Here is a 23,271-nt window from a genome sequence, read left to right as displayed (position 1 = left end):
AGGCCCCGGTCGGATCGACCGGGGCCTCACTCACCACATCACTTCACGAACGGATCCACCGCGATCACCACGAACAGCAGCGTCAGGTAGGTGATCGACCAGTGGAACAGCCGCATCTCCTTGAGCTTCGCGCCCACGACACCGGCCTTGGCCCGCGCGTACAGCGCGTGCGCCTCCTTGAGCCAGGCCGCGCCCAGCAGCACCGCCGCCACCGGGTAGAGCCAGCTGGTGTCGGCCAGCGGCCACAGCAGCAGCGAGACCCCCACCATCACCCAGGAGTAGGCGACGATCTGCTTGGCGACCGCCAGGTTGCCCTTGATCACCGGGAGCATCGGCACCCCGGCCCGGGCGTAGTCCTCGCGGACCTTCATCGACAGCGGCCAGTAGTGCGGCGGCGTCCAGAAGAAGATCACCAGGAAGAGCACCAGCGCCGACCAGGAGAGCGAGTTGGTCACCGCCGCCCAGCCGACGAAGACCGGCATGCAGCCGGCGATGCCGCCCCAGACGATGTTCTGCGCGGTGCGCCGCTTGAGCCCCAGCGTGTAGACGAACACGTAGAACAGCAGGGCGCCGAGCGCCAGCGCCGAGGACAGCCAGTTGACCAGGACGCCCAGCCAGACCGTCGACAGCACGCCGAGCGCGATGCCGAACACCAGCGCCTCGCGCGGCGAGACCATGCCGGTGACGATCGGCCGGCGCTCGGTGCGGGACATCACCGCGTCGATGTCGCGGTCGATGTACATGTTGAGGGCGTTCGCGCCGCCCGCCGAGAGGTATCCGCCGAGGACCACCTTCAGCACCAGCACCAGGTCCGGCACACCGCGCTCCGCCAGGAACATCACCGGCACGGTGGTGATCAGCAGCAGCTCGATGATCCGCGGTTTGGTCAGTGCGACGAAGGCGCCGACACGGGCCCCGAACGGCCGGTGCGCAGGCGTCGCCCCGGTGACCCCGGCGGGACGGGATTCGACGGCGGTCACTAACACCCCAACTGAAGATGAATCCTCACAGGCGGCCACCGGAACGTTGTCTCCCGAATCGTCCGCTCTGCGCGTACCACGCCACCTTAGACGCTCCATATCTCCCCACCGGCCCCGGGGTGCCCCGGCGAGGCGGAACGCACACCCCCGGGTGAACCCCCGCCGCCCCGACCTGGAGCGTTGTCCGCCGGACCCCCGCGAGGCCCGCCGTCCCCCTCCCGCACCCCGGAGAGGCGAACCGGACGGATCCGGGCGAGGGTGGACAAAGGGGCCTGCCGCGACGGCCCGCGGTCGTCCACGGACCGACCGGGGAATGACGGCCAACATGCCTGAGTTGTCCCACCACGGAGGGTGAGCCCCGGCCCGGACGGTAGGCTCGCCCACAGAAGCGGGATCTACCCTCCGTGACCGGCACCACCTCAGCGTCCGGCCCCAGCGACGTGGCCGACCCGGTCCCTCACGGGGTCACTCTTCACCATGGAAGGAGCCCTGAGACAGGGTGAGCACGACGCCGAATGCATTCGAGTGGTCGGACCTCGACGAGCGGACCGTCGACACGGCCCGTGTCCTGGCGATGGACGCGGTTCAGAAGGTCGGCAACGGACACCCGGGGACGGCCATGTCCCTGGCCCCCGCCGCCTACCTGATCTTCCAGCGCTTCCTGCGCCACGACCCCACCGACCCGTCCTGGGTCGGCCGTGACCGGTTCGTCCTCTCCCCCGGTCACACCAGCCTGACGCTGTACACCCAGCTCTACTTCTCCGGCTACGGCCTGGAGCTCGACGACCTCAAGGCCTTCCGGGTGGCCGGCAGCCGCACCCCGGGCCACCCCGAGCACGGCCACACCGCCGGCGTCGAGACCACCACCGGCCCGCTCGGCCAGGGCATCGCGAACGCGGTGGGCATGGCCATGGCCGCCCGCTTCGAGCGCGGCCTGTTCGACCCGGACGCCCCGGCCGGCGAGTCGCCGTTCGACCACACCGTCTGGGCCGTCGTCTCCGACGGCGACCTGGAGGAGGGCATCTCCGCCGAGGCCTCCTCGCTGGCCGGCCACCAGAAGCTCGGCAACCTGGTCGCCCTGTACGACGACAACCACATCTCGATCGAGGGCGACACCGAGACCGCCTTCTCCGAGGACGTCCTCAAGCGCTACGAGGCGTACGGCTGGCACGTCCAGCGCGTCACCCCGAAGAGCAACGGCGACATCGACGTCGCCGCGCTCGCCGAGGCGCTGGCCGCCGCCAAGGCCGAGACCTCCCGCCCGTCGATGATCGCGATGCGCACGATCATCGCCTGGCCGGCCCCGGACGCCCAGAACACCGCCAAGGCCCACGGCTCCGCGCTCGGCGCCGCCGAGATCGCCGCCACCAAGAAGGTCCTGGGCTTCGACCCGGAGAAGACCTTCGAGGTCAGCGACCAGGTCATCGAGCACGCCCGGCTGGTCGTCAAGCGCGGCAAGGCCGCCCGCGCCGAGTGGGAGCAGTCCTTCGGGGCCTGGCGCGCCGCCAACCCGCACCGCGCCGCCGAGTTCGACCGGATCGAGGCCGGCGAGCTGCCCGAGGGCTGGAAGAAGGCCGTCCCGGTCTTCGAGGCCGGCAAGGACGTCGCCACCCGCAAGGCCAGCGGCGAGACCCTCAAGGCCCTCGGCGCGGTGATCCCGGAGCTGTGGGGCGGCTCGGCCGACCTCGCCGAGTCCAACCTCACCACGATCGACGAGGACAGCTCCTTCCTCCCCGACGGCAACCCGCTGAAGACGGCCGGCCCCTACGGCCGCACCATCCACTTCGGCATCCGCGAGCACGCCATGGGCTCCACCATGAACGGCATCGCGCTGCACGGGAAGACCCGCGTCTACGGCGGCACCTTCCTGGTCTTCGCCGACTACATGCGCCCGGCCGTCCGCCTGGCCGCCCTGATGAAGCTGCCGGTCACCTACGTCTGGACGCACGACTCCATCGGCCTCGGCGAGGACGGCCCGACCCACCAGCCGGTCGAGCACCTGGCCTCGCTGCGCGCCATCCCGGGCCTGTCCGTGGTCCGCCCGGCCGACGCCAACGAGACCGCCGTCGCCTGGCGCACGGTCATCGAGCGGCAGACCACCCACCCCGGCCCGGTCGGCCTGGCGCTCACCCGCCAGAACGTCCCGACCTTCGACCGCTCGTCCTTCGGCAGCGCCGAGGGCGCCGCGAAGGGCGGCTACGTCCTGGCCGAGGCCTCCACCGGCACCCCGCAGGTGATCCTGCTCGGCACCGGCTCCGAGGTCCAGCTGGCCGTCAAGGCCCGCGAGGTCCTGGAGGCCGAGGGCATCGCGACCCGCGTCGTCTCGCTGCCCTCCTTCGAGTGGTTCCAGGAGCAGGACCAGGCCTACCGCGACAGCGTGCTGCCGCCGTCGGTCAAGGCCCGCGTCTCGGTCGAGGCCGGCATCGCCCAGGGCTGGCGCGAGCTGGTCGGCGACCACGGCCGGATCGTCTCGCTGGAGCACTTCGGCGCCTCCGCCGACTACAAGGTGCTCTTCGAGGAGTTCGGCATCACCGCCGAGCGCGTCGTCGCCGAGGCCCACAACGCGCTGCGCTCGCTCGAGGCCGTCAACCGCTAGCGGCACCGGGCCGGGGCGCCGACCGCACATCGGCGCCCCGGCCGGCCCCACACCCCACAGCAGAAGAAACAAAGGGACGGAAGCACCATGACTGACGCACTGAAGCGCCTCAGCGACGAAGGCGTTGCGATCTGGCTGGACGACCTCAGCCGCAAGCGGCTGAACACCGGGAACCTCGCCGAGCTGGTGCAGCACAAGCACGTGGTCGGCGTGACCACCAACCCCACCATCTTCCAGAAGGCCATCGGCGGCGGCGACAGCTCCTACGACGGCCAGCTGCGCGACCTCGCCGTCCGCAAGGTCACCACCGACGAGGCCGTCCGCATGATCACCACCTCGGACGTGCGCGACGCCGCCGACGTGCTGCGCCCGGTCTACGACGCGTCCAACGGCCGCGACGGCCGGGTCTCCATCGAGGTGGACCCGCGGCTGGCCCACGAGACCGCCGCCACCGTGGCCGAGGCCAAGCAGCTGTGGTGGCTGGTCGACCGTCCGAACGTCTTCATCAAGATCCCCGCCACCAAGGCCGGCCTGCCGGCCATCAGCGAGGTCATCGGCAAGGGCATCAGCGTCAACGTCACGCTGATCTTCTCGCTGGAGCGCTACAAGGCCGTCATCGACGCCTACCTGACCGGTCTGGAGGCCGCCAAGGCCAAGGGCCTGGACCTCTCCCAGATCGAGTCGGTCGCCTCCTTCTTCGTCTCCCGCGTCGACACCGAGATCGACAAGCGCCTGGAGAAGATCGGCGGCGACGCGAAGAACCTCCGCTCCAAGGCCGCCCTGGCCAACGCCCGCCTCGCCTACCAGGCCTACGAGGAGGTCTTCGGCAGCGTCGACGGCAAGACCGCCGGCAGCGCCCGCTGGACGGCCCTGGAGGCCGCCGGCGCCAAGCCGCAGCGCCCGCTGTGGGCCTCCACCGGCGTCAAGGACCCGGCCCTGCCGGACACCCTGTACGTCACCGAGCTGGTCGCCCCCGGCACCGTCAACACGATGCCCGAGGCCACCCTGGACGCCACCGACGACCACGGCGTCGTCACCGGCGGCACCATCGTCCCCAACTACGCCGACGCCAAGGCCGTGATGGACGCCGTCGCCGCCGCCGGCGTGGACTACGACGACGTGGTCCAGGTGCTGGAGGACGAGGGTGTGGAGAAGTTCGAGCAGTCCTGGAACGAACTGCTCGACACCGTCACCGCCTCGCTCGCCGCGCTGTCGGACAAGCACGGCGCCGACGAGAAGTGACCCCTGCTCACAGCGCACGAAAGCGGAGCCCATCCAGTGAGCACTGATTTCCCCGAGTTGGCGCCGGACTCGGACGCGGACAACCTCCCGTCGCCCCCCGTCAACCCGCTTCGCGACCCCTCCGACCGGCGGCTCCCGCGCATCGCGGGCCCGTCCGGCCTGGTCATCTTCGGGGTCACCGGTGACCTGTCCCGCAAGAAGCTGATGCCGGCCATCTACGACCTGGCCAACCGCGGCCTGCTGCCGCCGGGCTTCTCGCTCGTCGGCTTCGCCCGCCGCGAGTGGAAGGACGAGGACTTCGCCCAGGAGGTCCACGACGCGGTCAAGGAGCACGCCCGCACCCCCTTCCGCGAGGAGGTCTGGCAGCAGCTCGCCAAGGGCATGCGCTTCGTCCACGGAACCTTCGACGACGACGAGGCCTTCGACAAGCTCCGCGAGACCATCGAGGAGCTGGACAAGGCGCAGGGCACCAGCGGCAACTTCGCCTTCTACCTGTCCGTCCCGCCGAAGTTCTTCCCGACCGTCGTCCAGCAGCTCAAGAAGCACGGCCTGGCCGACCCCCCGCAGGGCTCCTGGCGGCGCGCCGTCATCGAGAAGCCGTTCGGCCACGACCTGGAGTCCGCCCAGGAGCTGAACCGGATCGTCCACGAGGTCTTCCCCCGGGACGAGGTCTTCCGGATCGACCACTACCTGGGCAAGGAGACCGTCCAGAACATCCTGGCGCTGCGCTTCGCCAACCAGATGTTCGAGCCGATCTGGAACCGGTCGTACGTCGACCACGTGCAGATCACCATGGCCGAGGACATCGGCATCGGCGGCCGGGCCGGCTACTACGACGGCATCGGCTCGGCCCGTGACGTCATCCAGAACCACCTGCTCCAGCTGATGGCGCTCACCGCCATCGAGGAGCCGGCGTCCTTCCACCCGAAGGCGCTGGTGGCCGAGAAGCTCAAGGTGCTCAGCGCCGTCAAGCTCCCGGCCGACCTCGGCCTGCACACCGTGCGCGGCCAGTACACGGCCGGCTGGCAGGGCGGCGAGGAGGTCGGCGGCTACCTCGACGAGGACGGCATCGACCCGGACTCCAAGACCGACACCTACGCCGCCATCAAGCTGGAGATCAACAACCGCCGCTGGGCGGGTGTGCCGTTCTACCTGCGCACCGGCAAGCGGCTGGGCCGCCGGGTCACCGAGATCGCGGTGGTCTTCCAGCGCGCCCCGTACCTGCCGTTCGACTCCTACGCCACCGAGGAGCTGGGGCAGAACGCCCTGGTCATCCGGGTGCAGCCGGACGAGGGCGTCACCGTGCGGTTCGGCTCCAAGGTGCCGGGCACCTCCTTCGAGGTCCGGGACGTCACGATGGACTTCGCCTACGGCGAGTCCTTCACCGAGTCCTCCCCGGAGGCGTACGAGCGGCTCATCCTCGACGTACTGCTCGGTGACGCCAACCTCTTCCCCCGTCACCAGGAGGTCGAGCTCTCCTGGCAGATCCTCGACCCGATCGAGAAGTACTGGGACACCCACGGCAAGCCCGCCGAGTACGCGGCCGGCACCTGGGGCCCGGCCGAGGCGGACGAGATGCTCGCACGAGACGGCAGGAGCTGGCGCCGGCCATGAAGATCGACCTCACGAACACCACCTCCGGCAAGATCAACGCAGCGCTCATGGAAGCGCGCCGGGGCAGTGGCGCCACCGCCGCCGGCATGGTGCTCACCCTGGTGATCGTCACCGACGAGGGCAGCGCGTACGACGCCCTCAAGGCGGCCAACGACGCCTCCCGCGAGCACCCCTCGCGCACCCTGGCGGTCATCAAGCGCGCCGGGCGCTCGCCCCGGGCCCGCGCCGAGACCCGCCTGGACGCCGAGATCCTGGTCGGCTCGGACGCCGGCTCCGGAGAAACGGTCATCCTGCGGATGCACGGCGAGCTCGCCGCGCACGCCCAGTCGGTCGTTCTGCCGCTGCTGCTGCCGGACGCCCCGGTCGTGGTCTGGTGGCCGGACAACGCGCCGCTGCACCCGGCGCAGGACCCGCTGGGCGCGCTCGCCCAGCGCCGGATCACCGACGCGGTCACCGCCGAGTCCCCGGTCGGCCAGCTCGCCCAGCGGGCCCAGAGCTACACCCCGGGCGACACCGACCTGGCCTGGACCCGGATCACCGGCTGGCGCTCGATGCTGGCCGCCGCGCTGGACCAGCGGCCGTCGACGATCACCTCCGCGGTGGTCGAGGGCGAGTCGTACAACCCCAGCGTCGAACTGCTCGGCCTGTGGCTGCACACCCGGCTGCACGTGCCGGTCGAGCGGGTCGTCACCAACGGCCCGGGCATCACCGCGGTGCACCTGCGCACCACGGACGGGGACGTCACCCTGGACCGCCCGGACGGCCTGATGGGCACGCTCTCGATGCCCGGCTCGCCGGACCGCCAGGTGGCGCTCAAGCGGCGCGAGACCTCGGAGCTGATCGCCGAGGAGCTGCGCCGGCTCGACCCGGACGACATCTACGCGGCCGCCGTGCGCACGCCGGTGGACCGGCTCAAGGAGCCGGACAACGCCGAGCAGGCCGCGGCCGGCGAGGTGGCCGCCGAGGCCGGACAGGACGCCGGGCAGGACGCCGGGCAGCCGTCCGGGCAGGACGGCGAGCACGTCGCCAACCCGGCCCGGGTGACCGCCGAGAGCCCCGCCGCCGGCCCCGCGAAGAAGGCGGCCGGCAAGCGCACCACCAAGAAGGCGGAGGCATGACGGCCGCCACCCCGCAGCTGGTCGTCCACCGGGACAAGGAGCTGATGGCCCAGGCGGCCGCGGCCCGGCTGATCACCCGGATCGTGGACGCCCAGGCCGCCCGCGGCAGCGCCTCGGTGGTGCTCACCGGCGGACGCAACGGCAACGCCCTGCTGGCCGCGATCGCCGCCTCCCCGGCGCGCGACGCGGTCGACTGGGCGCGGCTGGACCTCTGGTGGGGCGACGAGCGGTTCCTGCCCTCCGCCGACCCGGAGCGCAACGCCGTGCAGGCCCGTGCCGAGCTGCTGGACGCCGTCCCGCTCGACCCGGCGCGGGTGCACGAGATGCCGGCCTCGGACGGCCTCGACGGCTCGGACGTCGACGCGGCCGCGGCCCGCTACGCGCAGGAGCTGGAGAAGGCGGCCGAACCGGGGTCCCGGCTCGGCGTCCCGGCCTTCGACGTGCTGCTGCTCGGCGTCGGCCCGGACACCCACGTCGCCTCGCTCTTCCCGGAGCACCCGGGCGTGCGGGAGACCGAGCTGACGGTGATCGGCGTGCGCGGCGCGCCGAAGCCGCCGCCGACCCGGATCTCGCTCACCCTCCCGGCCATCCGCTCCGCCCGCGAGGTGTGGCTGCTGGCGGCCGGCGAGGACAAGGCGGGCGCGGTGGCGGTGGCGCTGTCCGGCCCCGGCGAGCTCCAGGCACCCGCCTCCGGGGCGCACGGCACCGGCCGCACCCTGTGGCTGCTGGACCGCGCCGCGGCGTCCCGGCTGCCGCCCCAGCTGTACCCCCCGGCCTCGGCCTGAGGCCCGCGGAACACCTGAGGCCCGCAGCGAACAGCAGGGGCGCCACCCGTTCACCGGGTGGCGCCCCTCTGTACGTTTCGCCCGTCCTCAGATCTCACCGCGGAGCTTGGCCAGCGCCTCCGCGAGGATCGCCTCGCCGTCGGCGTCGGTGCGCCGCTCGCGGACGTAGGCGAGGTGGGTCTTGTACGGCTCGTTGCGGGACGGCGCGGGCGGGTTGTGCTCGTCCTGGCCGGCCGGGAAGCCGCAGCGCGGACAGTCCCAGGTCTCCGGGATCACCGCTTCGGCCGCGAAGCTCGGCCGGGTCTCGTGCTTGTTCGCGCACCAGAAGGAGATCCGGTTGCGGGGGGCGGATTCGCCTCGCTCCGCCTCGCCCATCGGGCCGGCTCCGACCCTGCTGCCACGGATGGCGTTGCCACTTGCCACGGTCTGACTCCCCTGCGTGCTGGTGCGCCGACGCGCGCGACGCGCGTCGGTGGCGAAAGTCGTCCTAGTGTAAGCAGGAGTTAAGCATGCGCCACCACCGGCTCCGCCCCGGACCTTCCAAGAATAGGCCGCGGGGCGACGGGGTGTCAGAGGTATGTCAGCCCTGGTACTTCAGGACCAGGCCGAGCACCAGGAGGCAGGCGAACCAGCCGAGACCGACCACGATCGTGATGCGGTCCAGGTTGCGCTCGGCCACCGCCGAGCCGCCGCCGGTGGACATCGCGCCGCCACCGAACATGTCCGACAGGCCGCCGCCCTTCCCCTTGTGCAGCAGCACCAGGAGGATCATCAGCAGGCTGAAGACGATCAGGGCAATCGAGAACCCGAGAACCACGACGCGACCAACTCTCTCGTATCTTCGGCGAAGGGGCCGGACCACGTCGGGTGGTCCGGCCCCAAAGCCTACGTTGCTGCGGCGGCGTTAGCCTACTGCCTGCTCACGGTACCGCACGATCTTGACGAACTCGTCGGCGTCCAGCGAGGCTCCGCCGATCAGGCCGCCGTCGATGTCGGGCTTGGCCATCAGACCGGCCGCGCTCGACGACTTGACCGAACCGCCGTAGAGCACCCGGACCTTGCCGGCCAGCTCGGCGTCGTACAGTTCGGCGATCCGCGCGCGGATGGCGGCGCAGACCTCCTGGGCGTCCTCGGGGGTCGCCACCTCGCCGGTGCCGATCGCCCAGACCGGCTCGTAGGCGACCACGACGGACTCGGCCTGCTCGGCCGGGACGCCCTCAAGGGCGCCGTCGAGCTGGGCCAGGGTGTACTCGACGTGGGTGCCCGCCTTGCGGACCTCCAGCGGCTCGCCGATGCACAGGATCGGGGTGATCCCGTTGCGGTAGGCGGCCTTGACCTTGGCGTTGACGATCTCCTCGTTCTCGCCGTGGTACTGGCGGCGCTCCGAGTGGCCGATCACCGCGTAGGCGCACTTCAGCTTCGCCAGCATCGGGCCGGAGACCTCGCCGGTGTAGGCGCCGCCGTCGTGCCGGGAGATGTCCTGCGAGCCGTACTTGATCTTCAGCTTGTCGCCGTCGACCAGGGTCTGCACCGAGCGGAGGTCGGTGAACGGCACGAGGACGGCCACCTCGACCGCCGCGTAGTCCTTGTCGGCCAGCGCGAAGGCCAGCTTCTGGGTGTGCTGGATGGCCTCAAGGTGGTTGAGGTTCATCTTCCAGTTGCCCGCCATCAGCGGGAGACGCTCAGTCATGCGTGATTCAGCCTTCCAGGGCGGTGAGACCGGGGAGCTGCTTGCCCTCCAGGTACTCCAGGCTCGCGCCACCGCCGGTCGAGATGTGCCCGAACTTCGTCTCGTCGAAGCCCAGGATGCGGACGGCCGCGGCGGAGTCCCCGCCGCCGACCACGGAGAACGCGTCACTGTCGAGCAGGCCCTGCGCCACGGCCGCGGTGCCGCCGGCGAAGTCCGGGTGCTCGAAGACGCCCATCGGGCCGTTCCAGAACACCGTCTTCGCGTCGGCCAGCTTCTCCGCGAACAGCTTGCGGCTCTCCGGGCCGATGTCCAGGCCCAGCTGGTCGGCCGGGATCGCGTCCACGGAGACGACCGAGTAGGTGGCCGGGGCCTTGGTCTTGACGTCCGGGAACCCGGTGGAGACCAGGACGTCCGTCGGCAGGACGAACTCGACGCCCCGCTCCTTCGCCTCCGCCAGATAGCCCTGGACGGTCGGGATCTGGTCCTCCTGCAGCAGCGAGGCGCCGACCTCGTGGCCCTGAGCCTTGAGGAAGGTGAACACCATGCCGCCGCCGATCAGGATCCGGTCGGCCTTCTTCAGCAGGTTCTCGATCACACCGACCTTGTCGGAGACCTTGGAGCCGCCGAGCACCACCACGTACGGGCTCTCGACCTCCTCGGTGAGGCGCTTGAGCACGCCCACCTCGGTGGCGATCAGGTCGCCGACCGCGTGCGGCAGCAGCGCCGGCAGGTCGAACACCGAGGCGTGCTTGCGGTGCACCGCGCCGAAGCCGTCGCCCACGTAGAGGTCGGCCAGCGCGGCCAGCTGCCCGGCGAACGCCGCGCGCTCGGCGTCGTCCTTGCTGGTCTCGCCACCGTTGAAGCGCAGGTTCTCGAGCAGCGTGACCTCGCCGTCGGCCAGGGCGGCGACGGTGGCCTTCGCGCTCTCGCCGACGGTGTCGGTCGCGAAGGCGACCGGCCTGCCGAGGAGCTCGCCGAGGCGGACGGCCACCGGCGCGAGGGAGAACTGCGGGTCCGGCGCGCCCTTGGGGCGGCCGAGGTGGGAGGCGACGACGACCTTCGCGCCGCGCTCGACGAGCTTGGCGATGGTCGGGGCGACGGCACGGATCCGGCCGTCGTCGGTGATCGTGCCGTCGGAAAGCGGAACGTTCAGGTCCGCGCGCACGAACACGCGCTTACCGGCGACGTCCAGATCTTCGATGGTCTTCACGGGCTTCGGTCTCCTGGCGAGATGGTGGAGCAGGCGACGACACAACGTTGTGCCGTCAATGGGGAGTTGAGGGTGCGCAGACGGAGGGCCCGGTCGGCTTCGCACATGCCTTCCGGGCCCTCCCCCCTACTTCACGTCAGCTCCCGCTGCGTCAGAGCCCGGCACCGACGAGGGTGGTCAGGTTGACGAGGCGGTTCGAGTAGCCCCACTCGTTGTCGTACCAGCCGAAGATCTTGACCTGGTTGCCCTGGGCCATGGTCAGCAGCGAGTCGAAGATCGTGGAGAACGGCGAGTTCACGATGTCGGAGGAGACGATCGGGTCCTCGGTGTACTGGAGGATGCCCTTGAGGGTGGTCTCGGAGGCCTTCTTGAAGGCCTCGTTGACCTCGGCGACGGTGACGTCGCGCTCCAGGGTGACCACGAGGTCGGTGATCGAGCCGGTCGGGACCGGGACGCGCAGCGAGGTGCCGTCCAGCTTCCCCTTGAGCTCCGGCAGGACCAGCGCGGTGGCCTTGGCGGCACCGGTCGAGGTCGGGATGATGTTGAGGGCCGCGGCGCGGGCGCGACGCAGGTCCTTGTGCGGGAAGTCCAGGGTGACCTGGTCGTTGGTGTACGCGTGCACCGTGGTCATCAGACCCTTGACGATGCCGAAGCTCTCGTTCAGCACCTTCGCCAGCGGCGCCACACAGTTGGTGGTGCAGGAGGCGTTGGAGATGACGGTGTGCTTGGCGGCGTCGTACTTGTCGTCGTTGACGCCCATGACGATGGTGATGTCCTCGTCGGTGGCGGGCGCGGAGATGATGACCTTCTTGGCGCCGGCCGCGACGTGCTTCTTCGCCGCCTCGGCCTTGGTGAAGATGCCGGTCGACTCGATGACGATGTCGGCGCCCAGCTCGCCCCAGGGGAGGTTGGCCGGGTCACGCTCGGCGATGACCTTGAAGGTCTTGCCGTCGACGGTGATGCTGTCGGCGGTGTGCGAAACCTCGCCCGGGAAGGTGCCCAGGATCGAGTCGTACTTGAGCAGGTGCGCCAGGGTCTTGGTGTCGGTCAGGTCGTTGACACCGACGATCTCGATGTCCGCCCCCTGGGCCTTAACCGCACGGAAGAAGTTGCGGCCGATGCGGCCGAATCCGTTGATGCCTACCCGGATCGTCACGAACCGATCTCCTCGTTAGGTACGCCGGACGCTATGCCGACGGGGTGGAATTTTGGGATGTCCCCGACCGCCTATGACCCTACCCCTCCGAGGCCGGGTAGAGCACATCAGGCGCACGCGCAAGCCCTGGCGTGGCGCGTGTTCACAACAATTCCGGGCCCGTCCGGCCTTGCCCCTCCGGGCAGTTGTCCCCGACCCCGCGCGGCCCCCGCCGCGGTCCCCCGTCCCACCCTCCGGACACGGCTCCGCCGGTGCCCGCGGGAGGCGGACACCGGCGGAGGAGGACCGGTACCGGGCGCGGCCGTCGGAGGCGACGGCCGCCCCGCGTCAGTTGAGCGCCATCTCGTCCGTGAGGTTGGCCTCGGTGCTCGGCAGGCCGAGCTCGGAGGCGCGCTTGTCGGCCATCGCCAGCAGCCGGCGGATCCGGCCGGCCACCGCGTCCTTGGTCAGCGGCGGGTCGGCGAGCGCGCCCAGTTCCTCCAGCGAGGCCTGCTTGTGCTGCATCCGCAGCTGGCCGGCGGCGGCCAGGTGCTCGGGCACCTCGTCGCCGAGGATCTCCAGCGCGCGCTGCACCCGGGCGCCGGCCGCCACCGCGGCCCGGGCCGAGCGGCGCAGGTTGGCGTCGTCGAAGTTGGCCAGCCGGTTGGCGGTGGCCCGCACCTCGCGGCGCATCCGGCGCTCCTCCCAGGCCAGCACCGACTCGTGCGCGCCGAGCCGGGTGAGCAGCGCGCCGATCGCGTCGCCGTCGCGGATCACCACCCGGTCGACCCCGCGCACCTCGCGGGCCTTGGCCGGGATGCCGAGCCGGCGGGCGGCGCCGACCAGGGCGAGGGCCGCCTCCGAGCCGGGGCAGGTGATCTCCAGCGAGGACGAGCGGCCGGGCTCGGTGAGCGAGCCGTGCGCCAGGAAGGCCCCGCGCCAGGCCGCCTCGGCGTCGCAGGTGGCGCCGGAGACCACGGCCGGGGGCAGGCCCCGGATCGGGCGGCCCCGGCCGTCTACCAGGCCGGTCTGGCGCGCGAGCAGCTCACCGTCCTTGACCACCCGCACCACATACCGGCTGCCGCGCCGCAGGCCGCCTGGGGCCATCACGACCAGGTCCGAGGAGTGTCCGAAGATCTCCAGCAGGTCCTTGCGCAGACGCCGCGCGGCGGCTCCGGTGTCGAGCTCCGCCTCGATCACGATCCGGCCGCTCACGATGTGCAGCCCGCCCGCGAACCGCAGGATCGCCGACACCTCCGCCTTGCGGCAGCAGGCCCGGGTGACCGGGAGCCGGCTGATTTCGTCCTTCACCGCTGGAGTCATCGCCATGGCCCGATCCTTCCATGTGTCCGGAAAATCCGGTCGTACGCGGCTGCCAAGAGCTCCGGGTCGTGTCGCGGCGTGCCGTCGGTGCGGGCGACCCGGCCGAGCACCAGGGCTGCTCCCATCCGCTCGGCGGCCTTTTCCAGGCCGGCCAGGTCGGCCTGGCCGAAGGCGCCGCCGGTGACGGCGCGCTCGTCCACCAGGATCGCATCCACCGCGAGGTCCGGGGCGTGGTCGGCGATGACCTCCAGGTGACGCTGCGGGGTGAAGCCCTCGGTCTCGCCGGGCTGCGGGGCCAGGTTCAGGGTGAGCAGGCGGCGGGCGCGGGTCTCCACCAGGGCCTTGACCAGCTCGGGAACCAGCAGGTGCGGCAGCACGCTGGTGAACCAGGAGCCGGGGCCGAGCACCACCCAGTCCGCCTCCCGCACGGCGGTGACCGCCTCCGGCACGGCGGGCGGCTCGTCCGGCACCAGCCGGACGGACTGCACGGTGCCGGGGGTGACCGCGACGCTGGCCTGGCCGCGGACGGCGGCCAGCTCGGCCGGGAAGGCCGGGTCGTGGCCGCGGACCACCGCCTCGATGTCCAGCGGCACCGCCGACATCGGCAGCACCCGGCCCTGCACGTTGAGCAGCCGGCCGACCCAGTCCAGGGCGGCGACCGGGTCTCCGAGCTTCTCCCAGAGCGCGACGATCAGCAGGTTGCCCACCGCGTGGCCGCCCAGCTCGCCGGTCCCGGTGAAGCGCTGCTGGATCACCTCGGACCAGGTGCGGCCCCAGTCGTCGTCCCCGCAGAGCGCGGCGAGCGCCTTGCGCAGGTCGCCGGGGGGCAGCACCCCGAGCTCCTCGCGGAGCCGGCCGCTGGAGCCGCCGTCGTCGGCGACGGTGACCACGGCGGTGAGGTCGCTGGTGAGCCGGCGCAGCGCGGAGAGCGAGGCGGACAGCCCCTGCCCGCCGCCGAGCGCGGTGATCCGCGGCGCCTGGTTGGTCCGGGCGGCCGGACTGGTCCGGGGCGCCGGGTGGGGACGGGAGGGACCCGTGCGGACCGCCCCGGAGCGGGGCCGGCCGGCCGCGGTGGACCGGGCCTGGGCCCCACTCCGGTCGGCGGTCCTGTTCTGGAACTGCCGCCCGGGCACGTATCCCGTCACACCTACCTCGCGTTCCTCTAGCCCGCCGCCGGCCTCCGCCGGCGGCCCGGCAGGGCGCGGCGGCTACTCCCGTCCCATGTCACGGTGGACGAGCACCGTTTCCACTCCGTCCGCGATGAGACGCTTCGTCAGGCGCTCGGACATCGCGACGCTGCGGTGCTTGCCACCGGTGCAGCCTACGGCAAGGGTCATGTAACGCTTCCCCTCGCGCCGATAGCCCTCGGTGACAATGCGCAGCAGCTCGGCGTAACCGTTGAGGAACTCGTTGGCTCCGGGCTGCTGGAAGACGTAGTCGGCGACGTCCGCGTCGGTGCCGGTGCGGGCCCGCAGCTCGGGCACCCAGTGCGGGTTGGGCAGGAATCGGCAGTCCACCACGAGGTCGGCGTCGACCGGCAGGCCGTACTTGAAGCCGAAGGACATCACGGTGGCGCGCAGCTCGGGCTCGTCGTGGTCGGCGAACTGGGCGTCGAGCTTGGCCCGCAGCTGGTGGACGTTGAGGTTGGAGGTGTCGATCACCAGGTCGGCCTCGCCGCGCAGCTCGCGCAGCAGGTCGCGCTCCTGGGCGATGCCGTCGACGATCCGGCCGTCGGCCTGGAGCGGGTGCGGGCGGCGCACGCTCTCGAAGCGGCGGACCAGTGCCTCGTCGGAGGAGTCCAGGAAGACGACGCGCAGCCGCACGCCGCGCTTCTCCAGCTCGTCCAGCGAGGTCAGCAGGTCGTCGAAGAACTGCCGGCCGCGGACGTCCACCACGGCGCCGATCCGGGCGACGTTGCCCTGGGAGCGGGCGCCGAGGTCGACCATGGTCGGGATGAGGGCCGGGGGCAGGTTGTCCACCACGAACCAGCCCAGGTCCTCCAGGCACTTGGCGGCGGTGGAGCGGCCGGCTCCGGACATGCCGGAGATGATCACCAGCTCCGGGGTGTTCTCGCCGCCGGCCTCGGGCCTGGCGGTCCCCCCGTAATCGGACACGGTCACTTCGGTTCCCCGCTCTCGGTGGTTCTGCTGTGGAGAACGCGCGTCGCGCGGGCGCGCTTCCCCGGCTCACTCGGACGAGTGGAGCGGGGGCGCGCCGGCTGACGGGCGGCGTCGGCCGTCATGGCGTCTCCTGGATGGGTGCGGTCTCGGGCGCCGCGGGCGCCGGCTCGTCGACGCCGTCCTCGATGATCTCGCCCGTGGCGGTGTTCACGGCGGGTGCGGCAGGTGTACGGGACGACAACGCCGCCGCAACGGTCTCCGCCGTCCGCCGGCCGATGCCGGGGACGGCGCAGAGTTCGTCGACGGTGGCCGCCCGGAGCTTCTTCAGCGAGCCGAAGTGCTTGAGCAGCGCCTGACGGCGAGTCTCGCCGAGGCCGGGGACGGAGTCCAGTTCTCCGGCGGTGAGTCGCTTGGAACGCTTGCCGCGCTGGTAGGTGATCGCGAAGCGGTGGGCCTCGTCGCGGACCCGCTGGAGCAGGTAGAGGCCCTCGCTGCTGCGCGGGAGCACGACCGGGTCGTCCTCGCCGGGCAGCCAGACCTCCTCCAGGCGCTTGGCCAGGCCGCAGAGCGCGACGTCGTCGATGCCGAGCTCGTCCAGGGCCCGCCGGGCGGCGGCGACCTGGGGCTGCCCGCCGTCGACGACGAGCAGCTGCGGCGGGTAGGCGAAGCGCTTGGGGCGGCCGTCCTCGGTGCGCGGGCCGTCCTCGGCGTCGGCCTCGTCCGGGCCGGTCTCGGGGACGGCCCACTCGCCGGTCTGCTCGCGCTCCTGGAGGTAGCGGCGGAAGCGGCGGCTGATCACCTCGTGCATCGAGCGGACGTCGTCCTGGCCCTCGAAGCCCTTGATCTGGAAGCGGCGGTACTCGCTCTTGCGGGCCAGGCCGTCCTCGAAGACGACCATGGAGGCGACCACGTCCTCGCCCTGGAGGTGGGAGATGTCGAAGCACTCGATGCGCAGCGGCACGCTGTCCAGTTCGAGCGCGTCGGCGATCTCCTGGAGGGCGCGGCTGCGGGTGGTGAGGTCGGAGGCGCGCTTGGTCTTGTGCAGCGCGAGCGCCTGCTGGGCGTTGCGCTGCACGGTGGCCATGAGGTCCTTCTTGTCGCCGCGCTGCGGGATGCGCAGGTCGACCTGGGCGCCCCGCAGGCCGCTCAGCCAGTCGCGGACCGGCTCGACCGGCTCCGGCAGGGCGGGGACGAGCACCTCGCGGGGGACGGACTCGCTGCCGCCGCCGTAGAGCTGCTGGAGGGCGTGCTCGACCAGGCCGGCGGTGTCCACGTCCTCGACCTTGTCGGTGACCCAGCCGCGCTGGCCGCGCACCCGCCCGCCGCGGACGTGGAAGATCTGGACGGCGGCCTCCAGTTCGTCCTCGGCGACGGCCAGCAGGTCGGCGTCGGTGGCGTCGGCGAGGACGATGGCGTTCTTCTCCATGGCCCGCTTGAGCGCGCCGATGTCGTCGCGCAGCCGGGCCGCCTTCTCGTACTCCAGGTCGGCGGCGGCCTCCTGCATCTCGGTCTCCAGCCGGCGCAGGTAGTTGCCGGTACGGCCGGCCATGAAGTCGCAGAAGTCCTCGGCGAGGGCGCGGTGGTCCTCGGGCGAGATCCGGCCGACGCAGGGGGCGGCGCACTTGCCGATGTAGCCGAGCAGGCAGGGGCGGCCGACCTGGCGGGCGCGCTTGAAGACGCCGTTGGAGCAGGTGCGGACCGGGAAGACGCGCAGCATCAGGTCGACGGTCTCGCGGATCGCCCAGGCGTGGCCGTAGGGGCCGAAGTAGCGCACGCCCTTCTTGTGCGCGCCGCGCATCACCTGGACCCGCGGGTACTCCTCGTCGAGGGTGACGGCGAGTTCCGGATAGCTCTTGTCGTCGCGGTACTTGACGTTGAACCGGGGGTCGAACTCCTTGATCCAGGAGTACTCCAGCTGGAGCGCCTCGACCTCGGTGGAGACGACGGTCCACTCCACCGAGGCGGCGGTGGTGACCATGGTCGCGGTGCGCGGGTGCAGCCCGGCGAGGTCCTGGAAGTACGAGGAGAGCCGGGGCCGCAGGCTCTTGGCCTTGCCGACGTAGATGACCCGCCCGTGGGCGTCGCGGAACTTGTAGACGCCGGGCGAGGTGGGGATCGCACCCGGCGCCGGGCGGTAGGTGGACGGGTCAGCCATGGGTCCACCGTACCGACTCGGGCCGGGGGCGCGTGCGGGAGATCAACTGCTTCAGCGGGGGGTCACCTTGAGGTTGCCGCCCTCGACCGCCACGGTGTACTCGGGCAGCGGGGTGGGGGCCGGGCCGTCCAGCACGGCGCCGTCGGTGATGCCGAACAGGCTGCCGTGGCAGGGGCATTGGATCTTCTGGTTCTTGACCTGGTCGACGACGCAGCCGGCGTGGGTGCACTTGGCGCTGAACGCCTTGTACTGGCCCTCGGTGGGCTGGGTGACGACGATCTTCTTCTCGCGGTAGACGGTGCCGCCGCCGACCGGGACGGCGGAGGCCGGGCCGACGTCGACCGGGGTCTTGGCGGCGGAGCCGGAGTCGGAGGAGGACGAGGAGCAGCCGGAGACGGCGAGGGTGCCGCCGGCGGCGAGGACGGCCGCCGCTCCGCAGAGCAGGGTGCGGCGGGTGGGGGCGGGGCCTTCGGGTGCCTCGGACATGTGGTTCAGCTCCTGGTCGCACAGCGGCCCGCGGCTGCGGGCCGCCCGGCAGTCTATGCGCCCTCACAACGGCCGCCCCCGGAGCGTCCGGGGGCGGCCGTGGTCGTGTCCGGGCTACTTCTTGGCCGCGGCGGCCGCCCGCTTGCGCGGGGCGCGGGCCTTGGCCGGTGCCTTGACCGGGGCGTCGGCGAACTCGCCCGGCAGGATGTCGCGCAGGAACTTGCCGGTGTGGCTCTCCGGGACGGCGGCGATCTGCTCGGGGGTGCCCTCGGCGACCACGGTGCCGCCGCCGGAGCCGCCCTCGGGGCCCATGTCGACGATCCAGTCGGCGGTCTTGATGACGTCGAGGTTGTGCTCGATGACGATCACCGTGTTGCCCTTGTCCACCAGGCCGCTGAGCACCTTGATCAGTTTGCTGATGTCCTCGAAGTGCAGACCGGTGGTGGGCTCGTCCAGCACGTAGACGGTCCGGCCGGTGGAGCGCTTCTGCAGCTCGGAGGCGAGCTTGACGCGCTGGGCCTCGCCGCCGGAGAGGGTCGGCGCCGACTGGCCGAGCCGGACGTAGCCGAGGCCGACGTCGTTGAGCGTCCGCAGGTGGCGGGCGATCGCCGGGACGGCCTCGAAGAAGCCGAGCGCCTCCTCGATCGGCATGTCCAGCACCTCGGCGATGGACCTGCCCTTGTAGTGGACCTCCAGCGTCTCCCGGTTGTACCGGGCGCCGTGGCAGACCTCGCACGGCACGTAGACGTCCGGCAGGAAGTTCATCTCGATCTTGATGGTGCCGTCGCCCGAGCAGTTCTCGCAGCGGCCGCCCTTGACGTTGAACGAGAACCGGCCGGGCAGGTAGCCGCGGACCTTGGCCTCCTGGGTCTCCGCGAAGAGCCGCCGGACGTGGTCGAACACGCCGGTGTAGGTGGCCGGGTTGGAGCGCGGGGTGCGGCCGATCGGCGACTGGTCGACGTGCACCACCTTGTCCACCAGGTCGGTGCCGGTGATCCGGGTGTGCCGGCCGGGCACCGTGCGGGCGCCGTTCAGCTCCCGGGCGAGGTGGGTGTAGAGGATGTCGTTGACCAGGGTGGACTTGCCCGAGCCGGAGACACCGGTGATCGCGGTGAAGGTGCCGAGCGGGAAGCCGACCGTGACGTCCTTGAGGTTGTGCTCGCGGGCGCCGTGCACGGTGAGCTGGCGCTTGCGGTCCCGCTCCCGGCGGGCGTCCGGGATCGGGATGGAGCGCTTGCCGGAGAGGTACTGGCCGGTCAGCGACTCCTTGTTGCCGAGCAGCTGCTTCAGCGAGCCGGAGTGCACCACCTTGCCGCCGTGCTCGCCGGCGCCGGGGCCGATGTCGACCACCCAGTCGGCCATCTTGATGGTGTCCTCGTCGTGCTCGACGACGATCAGCGTGTTGCCGATGTCGCGCAGCCGGACGAGGGTCTCGATCAGCCGGTGGTTGTCGCGCTGGTGCAGGCCGATGGACGGCTCGTCCAGCACGTAGAGCACGCCGACCAGGCCGGAGCCGATCTGGGTGGCGAGCCGGATGCGCTGGGCCTCGCCGCCGGACAGGGTGCCGGCCGCGCGGTCGAGCGAGAGGTAGTCCAGGCCGACGTCGACCAGGAAGCGCAGCCGCTCGTTGACCTCCTTGAGGACGCGCTCGGCGATCTGCTTGTCCCGGGCGTTGAGCTTCATCGCGCCGAGGAAGTCCGAGCAGTCGCTGATCGACATCGAGGAGACCTCGGCGATCGACCGGCCCTCGACGGTGACCGCGAGCACCACCGGCTTGAGCCGGGTGCCCTGGCAGGTCGGGCAGGGCACCTCGCGCATGTAGCCCTCGAAGCGCTCGCGGCTGGAGTCGCTCTCGGCCTCCTGGTGGCGGCGCTGGATGAACGGCACCGCGCCCTCGAAGCCGGTGCTGTAGGAGCGGTCGCGCCCGTAGCGGTTGCGGTAGCGGACCTGCACCTGGTGCTTGTGGCCGTACAGCAGGGCCTTCCTGGCGCGGGCCGGCAGCCCGGCCCAGGGGATGTCGGTGCGGAAGCCCAGCTCGCCGGCCAGGGCGTCGATCAGCCGCTGGAAGTACTCCTTGGTGTGGCCGCCGGACCACGGGTGGATGGCGCCCTCGTCCAGCGAGCGCTCCTCGTCGGGCACCACCAGCTCCGGGTCCACCTCCATCCGGTTGCCGAGGCCGGAGCAGTCCGGGCAGGCGCCGAACGGCGAGTTGAAGGAGAACGAGCGCGGCTCCAGCTCCTCGAACGACACGTCGTCGTACGGGCAGTAGAGGTGCTCGGAGTACATCCGCTCGCGCTCGGGGTCGTCCTCGGGGAGGTCGACGAAGTCGAGCACGACCATGCCGCCGCTCAGCCGCAGGGCGGTCTCCACCGAGTCGGTCAGCCGGCGCTTGGCGCTGTCCTTGACGGTGAGGCGGTCGATCACCACCTCGACGGTGTGCTTCTCCTGCTTCTTCAGCTTGGGCGGCTCGGCGAGCTGGATCGTCTCGCCGTCCACCCGGGCGCGGGCGTAGCCCTTGGACTGGAGGTCGGCGAAGAGGTCGACGAACTCGCCCTTGCGTTCGCGCACCACCGGGCTGAGCACCTGGAAACGGGTGCCCTCGGCGAGTTCGAGCACCTTGTCGACGATGGCCTGCGGGGACTGCTTGGCGATCGGGCGCCCGCAGTGCGGGCAGTGCGGCTTGCCGATCCGGGCGAACAGCAGGCGGAGGTAGTCGTAGACCTCGGTGATGGTGCCGACGGTCGAGCGCGGGTTGCGGTTGGTGGACTTCTGGTCGATCGAAACGGCCGGGGAGAGGCCCTCGATGAAGTCCACGTCGGGCTTGTCCATCTGGCCCAGGAACTGGCGGGCGTAGGACGACAGCGACTCGACGTAGCGGCGCTGGCCCTCGGCGAAGATGGTGTCGAAGGCGAGCGAGGACTTTCCGGAGCCGGAGAGGCCCGTGAAGACGATGAGGGAGTCGCGGGGCAGGTCGAGCGAGACGTTCTTGAGGTTGTGCTCGCGAGCACCGCGGACGATGAGGCGGTCGGCCACTGCTTCTGGCGCCTTTCTCCGGGGCGAGAGGGCTGGGAAACGCAAGGTGTACTTCTTCCAGGATGCGGCAGCCAGCCTACTAGCTCACGCGTTCGATTAACGACCATGTCCAGCCGGGTCCACCCGAACGAGTGAGGACGGCTTGCGGAGCCTTGACGAGCGGTCCGCAAAGCCCCTGCTCAGCAGCGGGAAACGGCGGTAGCGTCGTCCCGGTGTCACCCCTTCAACGAGCCGAGCCCCGCCCGGGCAACGCGCCGCACCCCTGGAAGGCCGATCCGATGACCGACCCGCAGTCCGCCGCCGCCACCGCCTCGCGCTACCTCGCGCTGGTCGAGGAGGGCACCCGGCACCTGCTGCACACCGTCGCCGAGCTCAAGCCCGACGCCGTCGCCGAGCCCTCCGCGCTGCCCGGCTGGACCCGCGGCCACGTCCTGGCCCACCTCGCCCGCAACGCCGACTCCCTGGTCAACCTGCTGGACGGCGCCCGCACCGGCACCGACATCCCGCAGTACACCAGCGAGGAGGCCCGCGACCTGGGCATCGAGGAGGGCGCGCCCCGCCCGGCGGACGTCCAGCTCGCCGACCTGCGCGCCACCGGCGAGCGCTTCGCCTCGGCCGCCGCCCTGCTGCCCGCCGAGGCCTGGGCCGCCGAGGTCCGGCACCGCAGCGGCTACCTCTTCCCGGCCGCCGACATCCCCTGGAGGCGGCTGATGGAGGTCGAGTACCACCACGTCGACCTGGACGCCGGCTACACCCCCGCGCACTGGCCGGCCGAGTTCGCCTCCGCCGAGTTCCGCCGCCTCGCCGGCAAGCTCGCGGGCGCCGACCTGCCCGCCGTCGAACTCTTCAGCGACGACACCGCCGAGCGCGCCGTGATCGGCACCGGCGCCCCCGCCCTCACCGTCGAGGGCCCGGTCCGCGCGCTGCTCGCCTGGCTCTCCGGCCGCGCCGACGGCGACGGCCTGCGCCGCACCCCCGACACCCCCCTGCCCACCCTCCCCCCTCTGGGCTGACCGGCCCGCCAGGCGCGAGGATGACCAGGAACCTGTAGCCCGACAAGGAGCGGACGGATGACGTACCACGGAGCGGTCAAGGTCGGCGGGCCACCGGACGTGCGCGAGCTGGCGCACCTGATCATCACCAAGGTGGCGGTCGGCCCGTACGAGAACAACGCCTACCTGCTGCGCTGCCGCGACACCGACGAGCAGCTGCTGATCGACGCGGCGGCGGAGGCGCCGGTGCTGCTGGAATCGGTCGGCGAGAACCTCGCCACCGTGGTGACCACCCACCGGCACCACGACCACTGGGGCGCGCTGGCCGAGGTGGTCGCCGCCACCGGGGCGCGGACCGCGGCCGGCGAGCACGACGCGGAGGGCATCGAGGTGCCCACCGTGCTGCCGCTGGCGGACGGCGACACCCTCACGGTGGGCCGCTGCGCGCTGACCGTGCGGCACCTGGTCGGCCACACGCCCGGGGCGATCGTGCTGGTCTACGACGACCCGCAGGGCCACCCGCACGTGTTCACCGGTGACTGCCTCTTCCCCGGCGGGGTGGGCAACACCTGGGGGGACCGGGACGCGTTCGCCAGCCTGTTCCGGGACGTCAACGAGAAGATCTTCGACGTCCTGCCGGACGAGGCCTGGGTCTACCCCGGCCACGGCAACGACACCACCCTCGGCGCCGAGCGCCCCCACCTCCCCGAGTGGCGCGAGCGCGGCTGGTAGCCGACCCGGACGAGGGACGGGCGGGCCCGCGACCACTGCTCGGTCGCGGGCCCGCCCGGT

General features: G+C 71.7%; 19 protein-coding genes. 7 read left to right on the top strand and 12 right to left on the bottom strand.

Annotated elements, in window-relative coordinates; translation table 11 throughout:
* Positions 1 to 38: 38 nt before the first annotated feature.
* Positions 39 to 980 carry a heme o synthase gene (locus ABT093_RS23665; RefSeq protein ID WP_350567540.1) on the bottom strand — a complete coding sequence of 314 codons (942 nt, stop codon included), beginning with the start codon at positions 978 to 980 and terminating at the stop codon, positions 39 to 41.
* Positions 981 to 1,479: 499 nt separating this feature from the next.
* Between ABT093_RS23665 and tkt the strand changes: the two genes are divergently transcribed.
* From tkt to pgl, 5 genes are all read left to right on the top strand, one after another.
* Complete coding sequence (gene tkt / locus ABT093_RS23660; RefSeq protein ID WP_350567538.1) at positions 1,480 to 3,576, top strand: transketolase; 2,097 nt, start codon at positions 1,480 to 1,482, stop codon at positions 3,574 to 3,576.
* A gap of 87 nt (positions 3,577 to 3,663) precedes the next feature.
* Positions 3,664 to 4,818 carry a transaldolase gene (tal, locus tag ABT093_RS23655; protein ID WP_350567535.1) on the top strand — a complete coding sequence of 385 codons (1,155 nt, stop codon included), beginning with the start codon at positions 3,664 to 3,666 and terminating at the stop codon, positions 4,816 to 4,818.
* Positions 4,819 to 4,875: 57 nt separating this feature from the next.
* A complete protein-coding gene (gene zwf / locus ABT093_RS23650) occupies positions 4,876 to 6,432 on the top strand; it encodes a glucose-6-phosphate dehydrogenase (RefSeq protein WP_350567640.1) in 1,557 nt (518 codons plus the stop codon).
* Positions 6,429 to 7,550, top strand: coding sequence for a glucose-6-phosphate dehydrogenase assembly protein OpcA (opcA, locus tag ABT093_RS23645; protein ID WP_350567532.1), 1,122 nt, complete (start codon positions 6,429 to 6,431; stop codon positions 7,548 to 7,550). Before zwf ends, opcA begins: the two co-directional genes overlap by 4 nt.
* Positions 7,547 to 8,335 (top strand): 6-phosphogluconolactonase, encoded by a 789-nt coding sequence (gene pgl, locus ABT093_RS23640; protein ID WP_350567529.1) that lies wholly within the window; start codon positions 7,547 to 7,549, stop codon positions 8,333 to 8,335. Before opcA ends, pgl begins: the two co-directional genes overlap by 4 nt.
* Positions 8,336 to 8,422: 87 nt before the next feature.
* On the opposite strand, the gene ABT093_RS23635 is transcribed toward pgl, so the two are convergent.
* The 11 genes from ABT093_RS23635 to uvrA form a co-directional block, all read right to left on the bottom strand.
* A complete protein-coding gene (locus tag ABT093_RS23635; RefSeq protein ID WP_207811681.1) occupies positions 8,423 to 8,758 on the bottom strand; it encodes an RNA polymerase-binding protein RbpA in 336 nt (111 codons plus the stop codon).
* A gap of 157 nt (positions 8,759 to 8,915) precedes the next feature.
* Positions 8,916 to 9,152, bottom strand: coding sequence for a preprotein translocase subunit SecG (gene secG, locus ABT093_RS23630; RefSeq protein WP_350567525.1), 237 nt, complete (start codon positions 9,150 to 9,152; stop codon positions 8,916 to 8,918).
* Between the two features lie 87 nt (positions 9,153 to 9,239).
* Positions 9,240 to 10,025, bottom strand: a complete 786-nt coding sequence (gene tpiA / locus ABT093_RS23625; protein ID WP_350567522.1) for a triose-phosphate isomerase — start codon at positions 10,023 to 10,025, stop codon at positions 9,240 to 9,242.
* 7 nt (positions 10,026 to 10,032) lie between these two features.
* Positions 10,033 to 11,235: a phosphoglycerate kinase gene (locus tag ABT093_RS23620; RefSeq protein ID WP_350567519.1), complete on the bottom strand. Its 1,203-nt coding sequence runs from the start codon at positions 11,233 to 11,235 to the stop codon at positions 10,033 to 10,035.
* Positions 11,236 to 11,386: 151 nt separating this feature from the next.
* Positions 11,387 to 12,391 carry a type I glyceraldehyde-3-phosphate dehydrogenase gene (gene gap, locus ABT093_RS23615; protein ID WP_350567516.1) on the bottom strand — a complete coding sequence of 335 codons (1,005 nt, stop codon included), beginning with the start codon at positions 12,389 to 12,391 and terminating at the stop codon, positions 11,387 to 11,389.
* A gap of 327 nt (positions 12,392 to 12,718) precedes the next feature.
* Complete coding sequence (gene whiA, locus ABT093_RS23610) at positions 12,719 to 13,699, bottom strand: DNA-binding protein WhiA (protein WP_209411690.1); 981 nt, start codon at positions 13,697 to 13,699, stop codon at positions 12,719 to 12,721.
* The gene (locus tag ABT093_RS23605; protein ID WP_502884297.1) at positions 13,690 to 14,838 is read right to left on the bottom strand and encodes a gluconeogenesis factor YvcK family protein; all 1,149 of its coding nucleotides are present in this window, start codon (positions 14,836 to 14,838) and stop codon (positions 13,690 to 13,692) included. Before ABT093_RS23605 ends, whiA begins: the two co-directional genes overlap by 10 nt.
* A gap of 63 nt (positions 14,839 to 14,901) precedes the next feature.
* Positions 14,902 to 15,813, bottom strand: coding sequence for an RNase adapter RapZ (rapZ, locus tag ABT093_RS23600; protein WP_344324851.1), 912 nt, complete (start codon positions 15,811 to 15,813; stop codon positions 14,902 to 14,904).
* Positions 15,814 to 15,931: 118 nt separating this feature from the next.
* Positions 15,932 to 17,968, bottom strand: a complete 2,037-nt coding sequence (gene uvrC, locus ABT093_RS23595) for an excinuclease ABC subunit UvrC (RefSeq protein ID WP_350567512.1) — start codon at positions 17,966 to 17,968, stop codon at positions 15,932 to 15,934.
* A 51-nt stretch (positions 17,969 to 18,019) separates the two neighbouring features.
* Complete coding sequence (locus ABT093_RS23590; RefSeq protein ID WP_350567509.1) at positions 18,020 to 18,454, bottom strand: Rieske (2Fe-2S) protein; 435 nt, start codon at positions 18,452 to 18,454, stop codon at positions 18,020 to 18,022.
* 114 nt (positions 18,455 to 18,568) lie between these two features.
* On the bottom strand, positions 18,569 to 21,487 hold the full coding sequence (gene uvrA / locus ABT093_RS23585; RefSeq protein WP_350567506.1) for an excinuclease ABC subunit UvrA: 2,919 nt from the start codon (positions 21,485 to 21,487) through the stop codon (positions 18,569 to 18,571).
* Between the two features lie 278 nt (positions 21,488 to 21,765).
* On the opposite strand from uvrA, the gene ABT093_RS23580 reads away from it, so the two are divergent.
* A complete protein-coding gene (locus ABT093_RS23580) occupies positions 21,766 to 22,500 on the top strand; it encodes a maleylpyruvate isomerase family mycothiol-dependent enzyme (protein WP_350567503.1) in 735 nt (244 codons plus the stop codon).
* Between the two features lie 57 nt (positions 22,501 to 22,557).
* Positions 22,558 to 23,211 (top strand): MBL fold metallo-hydrolase, encoded by a 654-nt coding sequence (locus ABT093_RS23575; RefSeq protein ID WP_350567500.1) that lies wholly within the window; start codon positions 22,558 to 22,560, stop codon positions 23,209 to 23,211.
* Positions 23,212 to 23,271 lie beyond the last annotated feature (60 nt).

The organism is Kitasatospora sp. NPDC002551, from assembly GCF_040296005.1.
In the GTDB taxonomy this organism is placed as follows: Bacteria; Actinomycetota; Actinomycetes; order Streptomycetales; family Streptomycetaceae; genus Kitasatospora.
Note: the sequence above shows the minus strand (reverse complement) of the source record. Positions and strands in the feature narration are given on the sequence as shown.

What these genes read in the sequence shown, in the direction of transcription:
- tal (WP_350567535.1), top strand. Translation starts at nt 3,664, where the DNA reads ATGACTGACGCACTGAAGCGCCTCAGCGACGAAGGCGTTGCGATCTGG.
- opcA (WP_350567532.1), top strand. Translation starts at nt 6,429, where the DNA reads ATGAAGATCGACCTCACGAACACCACCTCCGGCAAGATCAACGCAGCG.
- pgl (WP_350567529.1), top strand. Translation starts at nt 7,547, where the DNA reads ATGACGGCCGCCACCCCGCAGCTGGTCGTCCACCGGGACAAGGAGCTG.
- tpiA (WP_350567522.1), bottom strand. Translation starts at nt 10,025, where the DNA reads ATGACTGAGCGTCTCCCGCTGATGGCGGGCAACTGGAAGATGAACCTC.
- whiA (WP_209411690.1), bottom strand. Translation starts at nt 13,699, where the DNA reads ATGGCGATGACTCCAGCGGTGAAGGACGAAATCAGCCGGCTCCCGGTC.
- uvrC (WP_350567512.1), bottom strand. Translation starts at nt 17,968, where the DNA reads ATGGCTGACCCGTCCACCTACCGCCCGGCGCCGGGTGCGATCCCCACC.
- ABT093_RS23590 (WP_350567509.1), bottom strand. Translation starts at nt 18,454, where the DNA reads ATGTCCGAGGCACCCGAAGGCCCCGCCCCCACCCGCCGCACCCTGCTC.
- ABT093_RS23580 (WP_350567503.1), top strand. Translation starts at nt 21,766, where the DNA reads ATGACCGACCCGCAGTCCGCCGCCGCCACCGCCTCGCGCTACCTCGCG.
- ABT093_RS23575 (WP_350567500.1), top strand. Translation starts at nt 22,558, where the DNA reads ATGACGTACCACGGAGCGGTCAAGGTCGGCGGGCCACCGGACGTGCGC.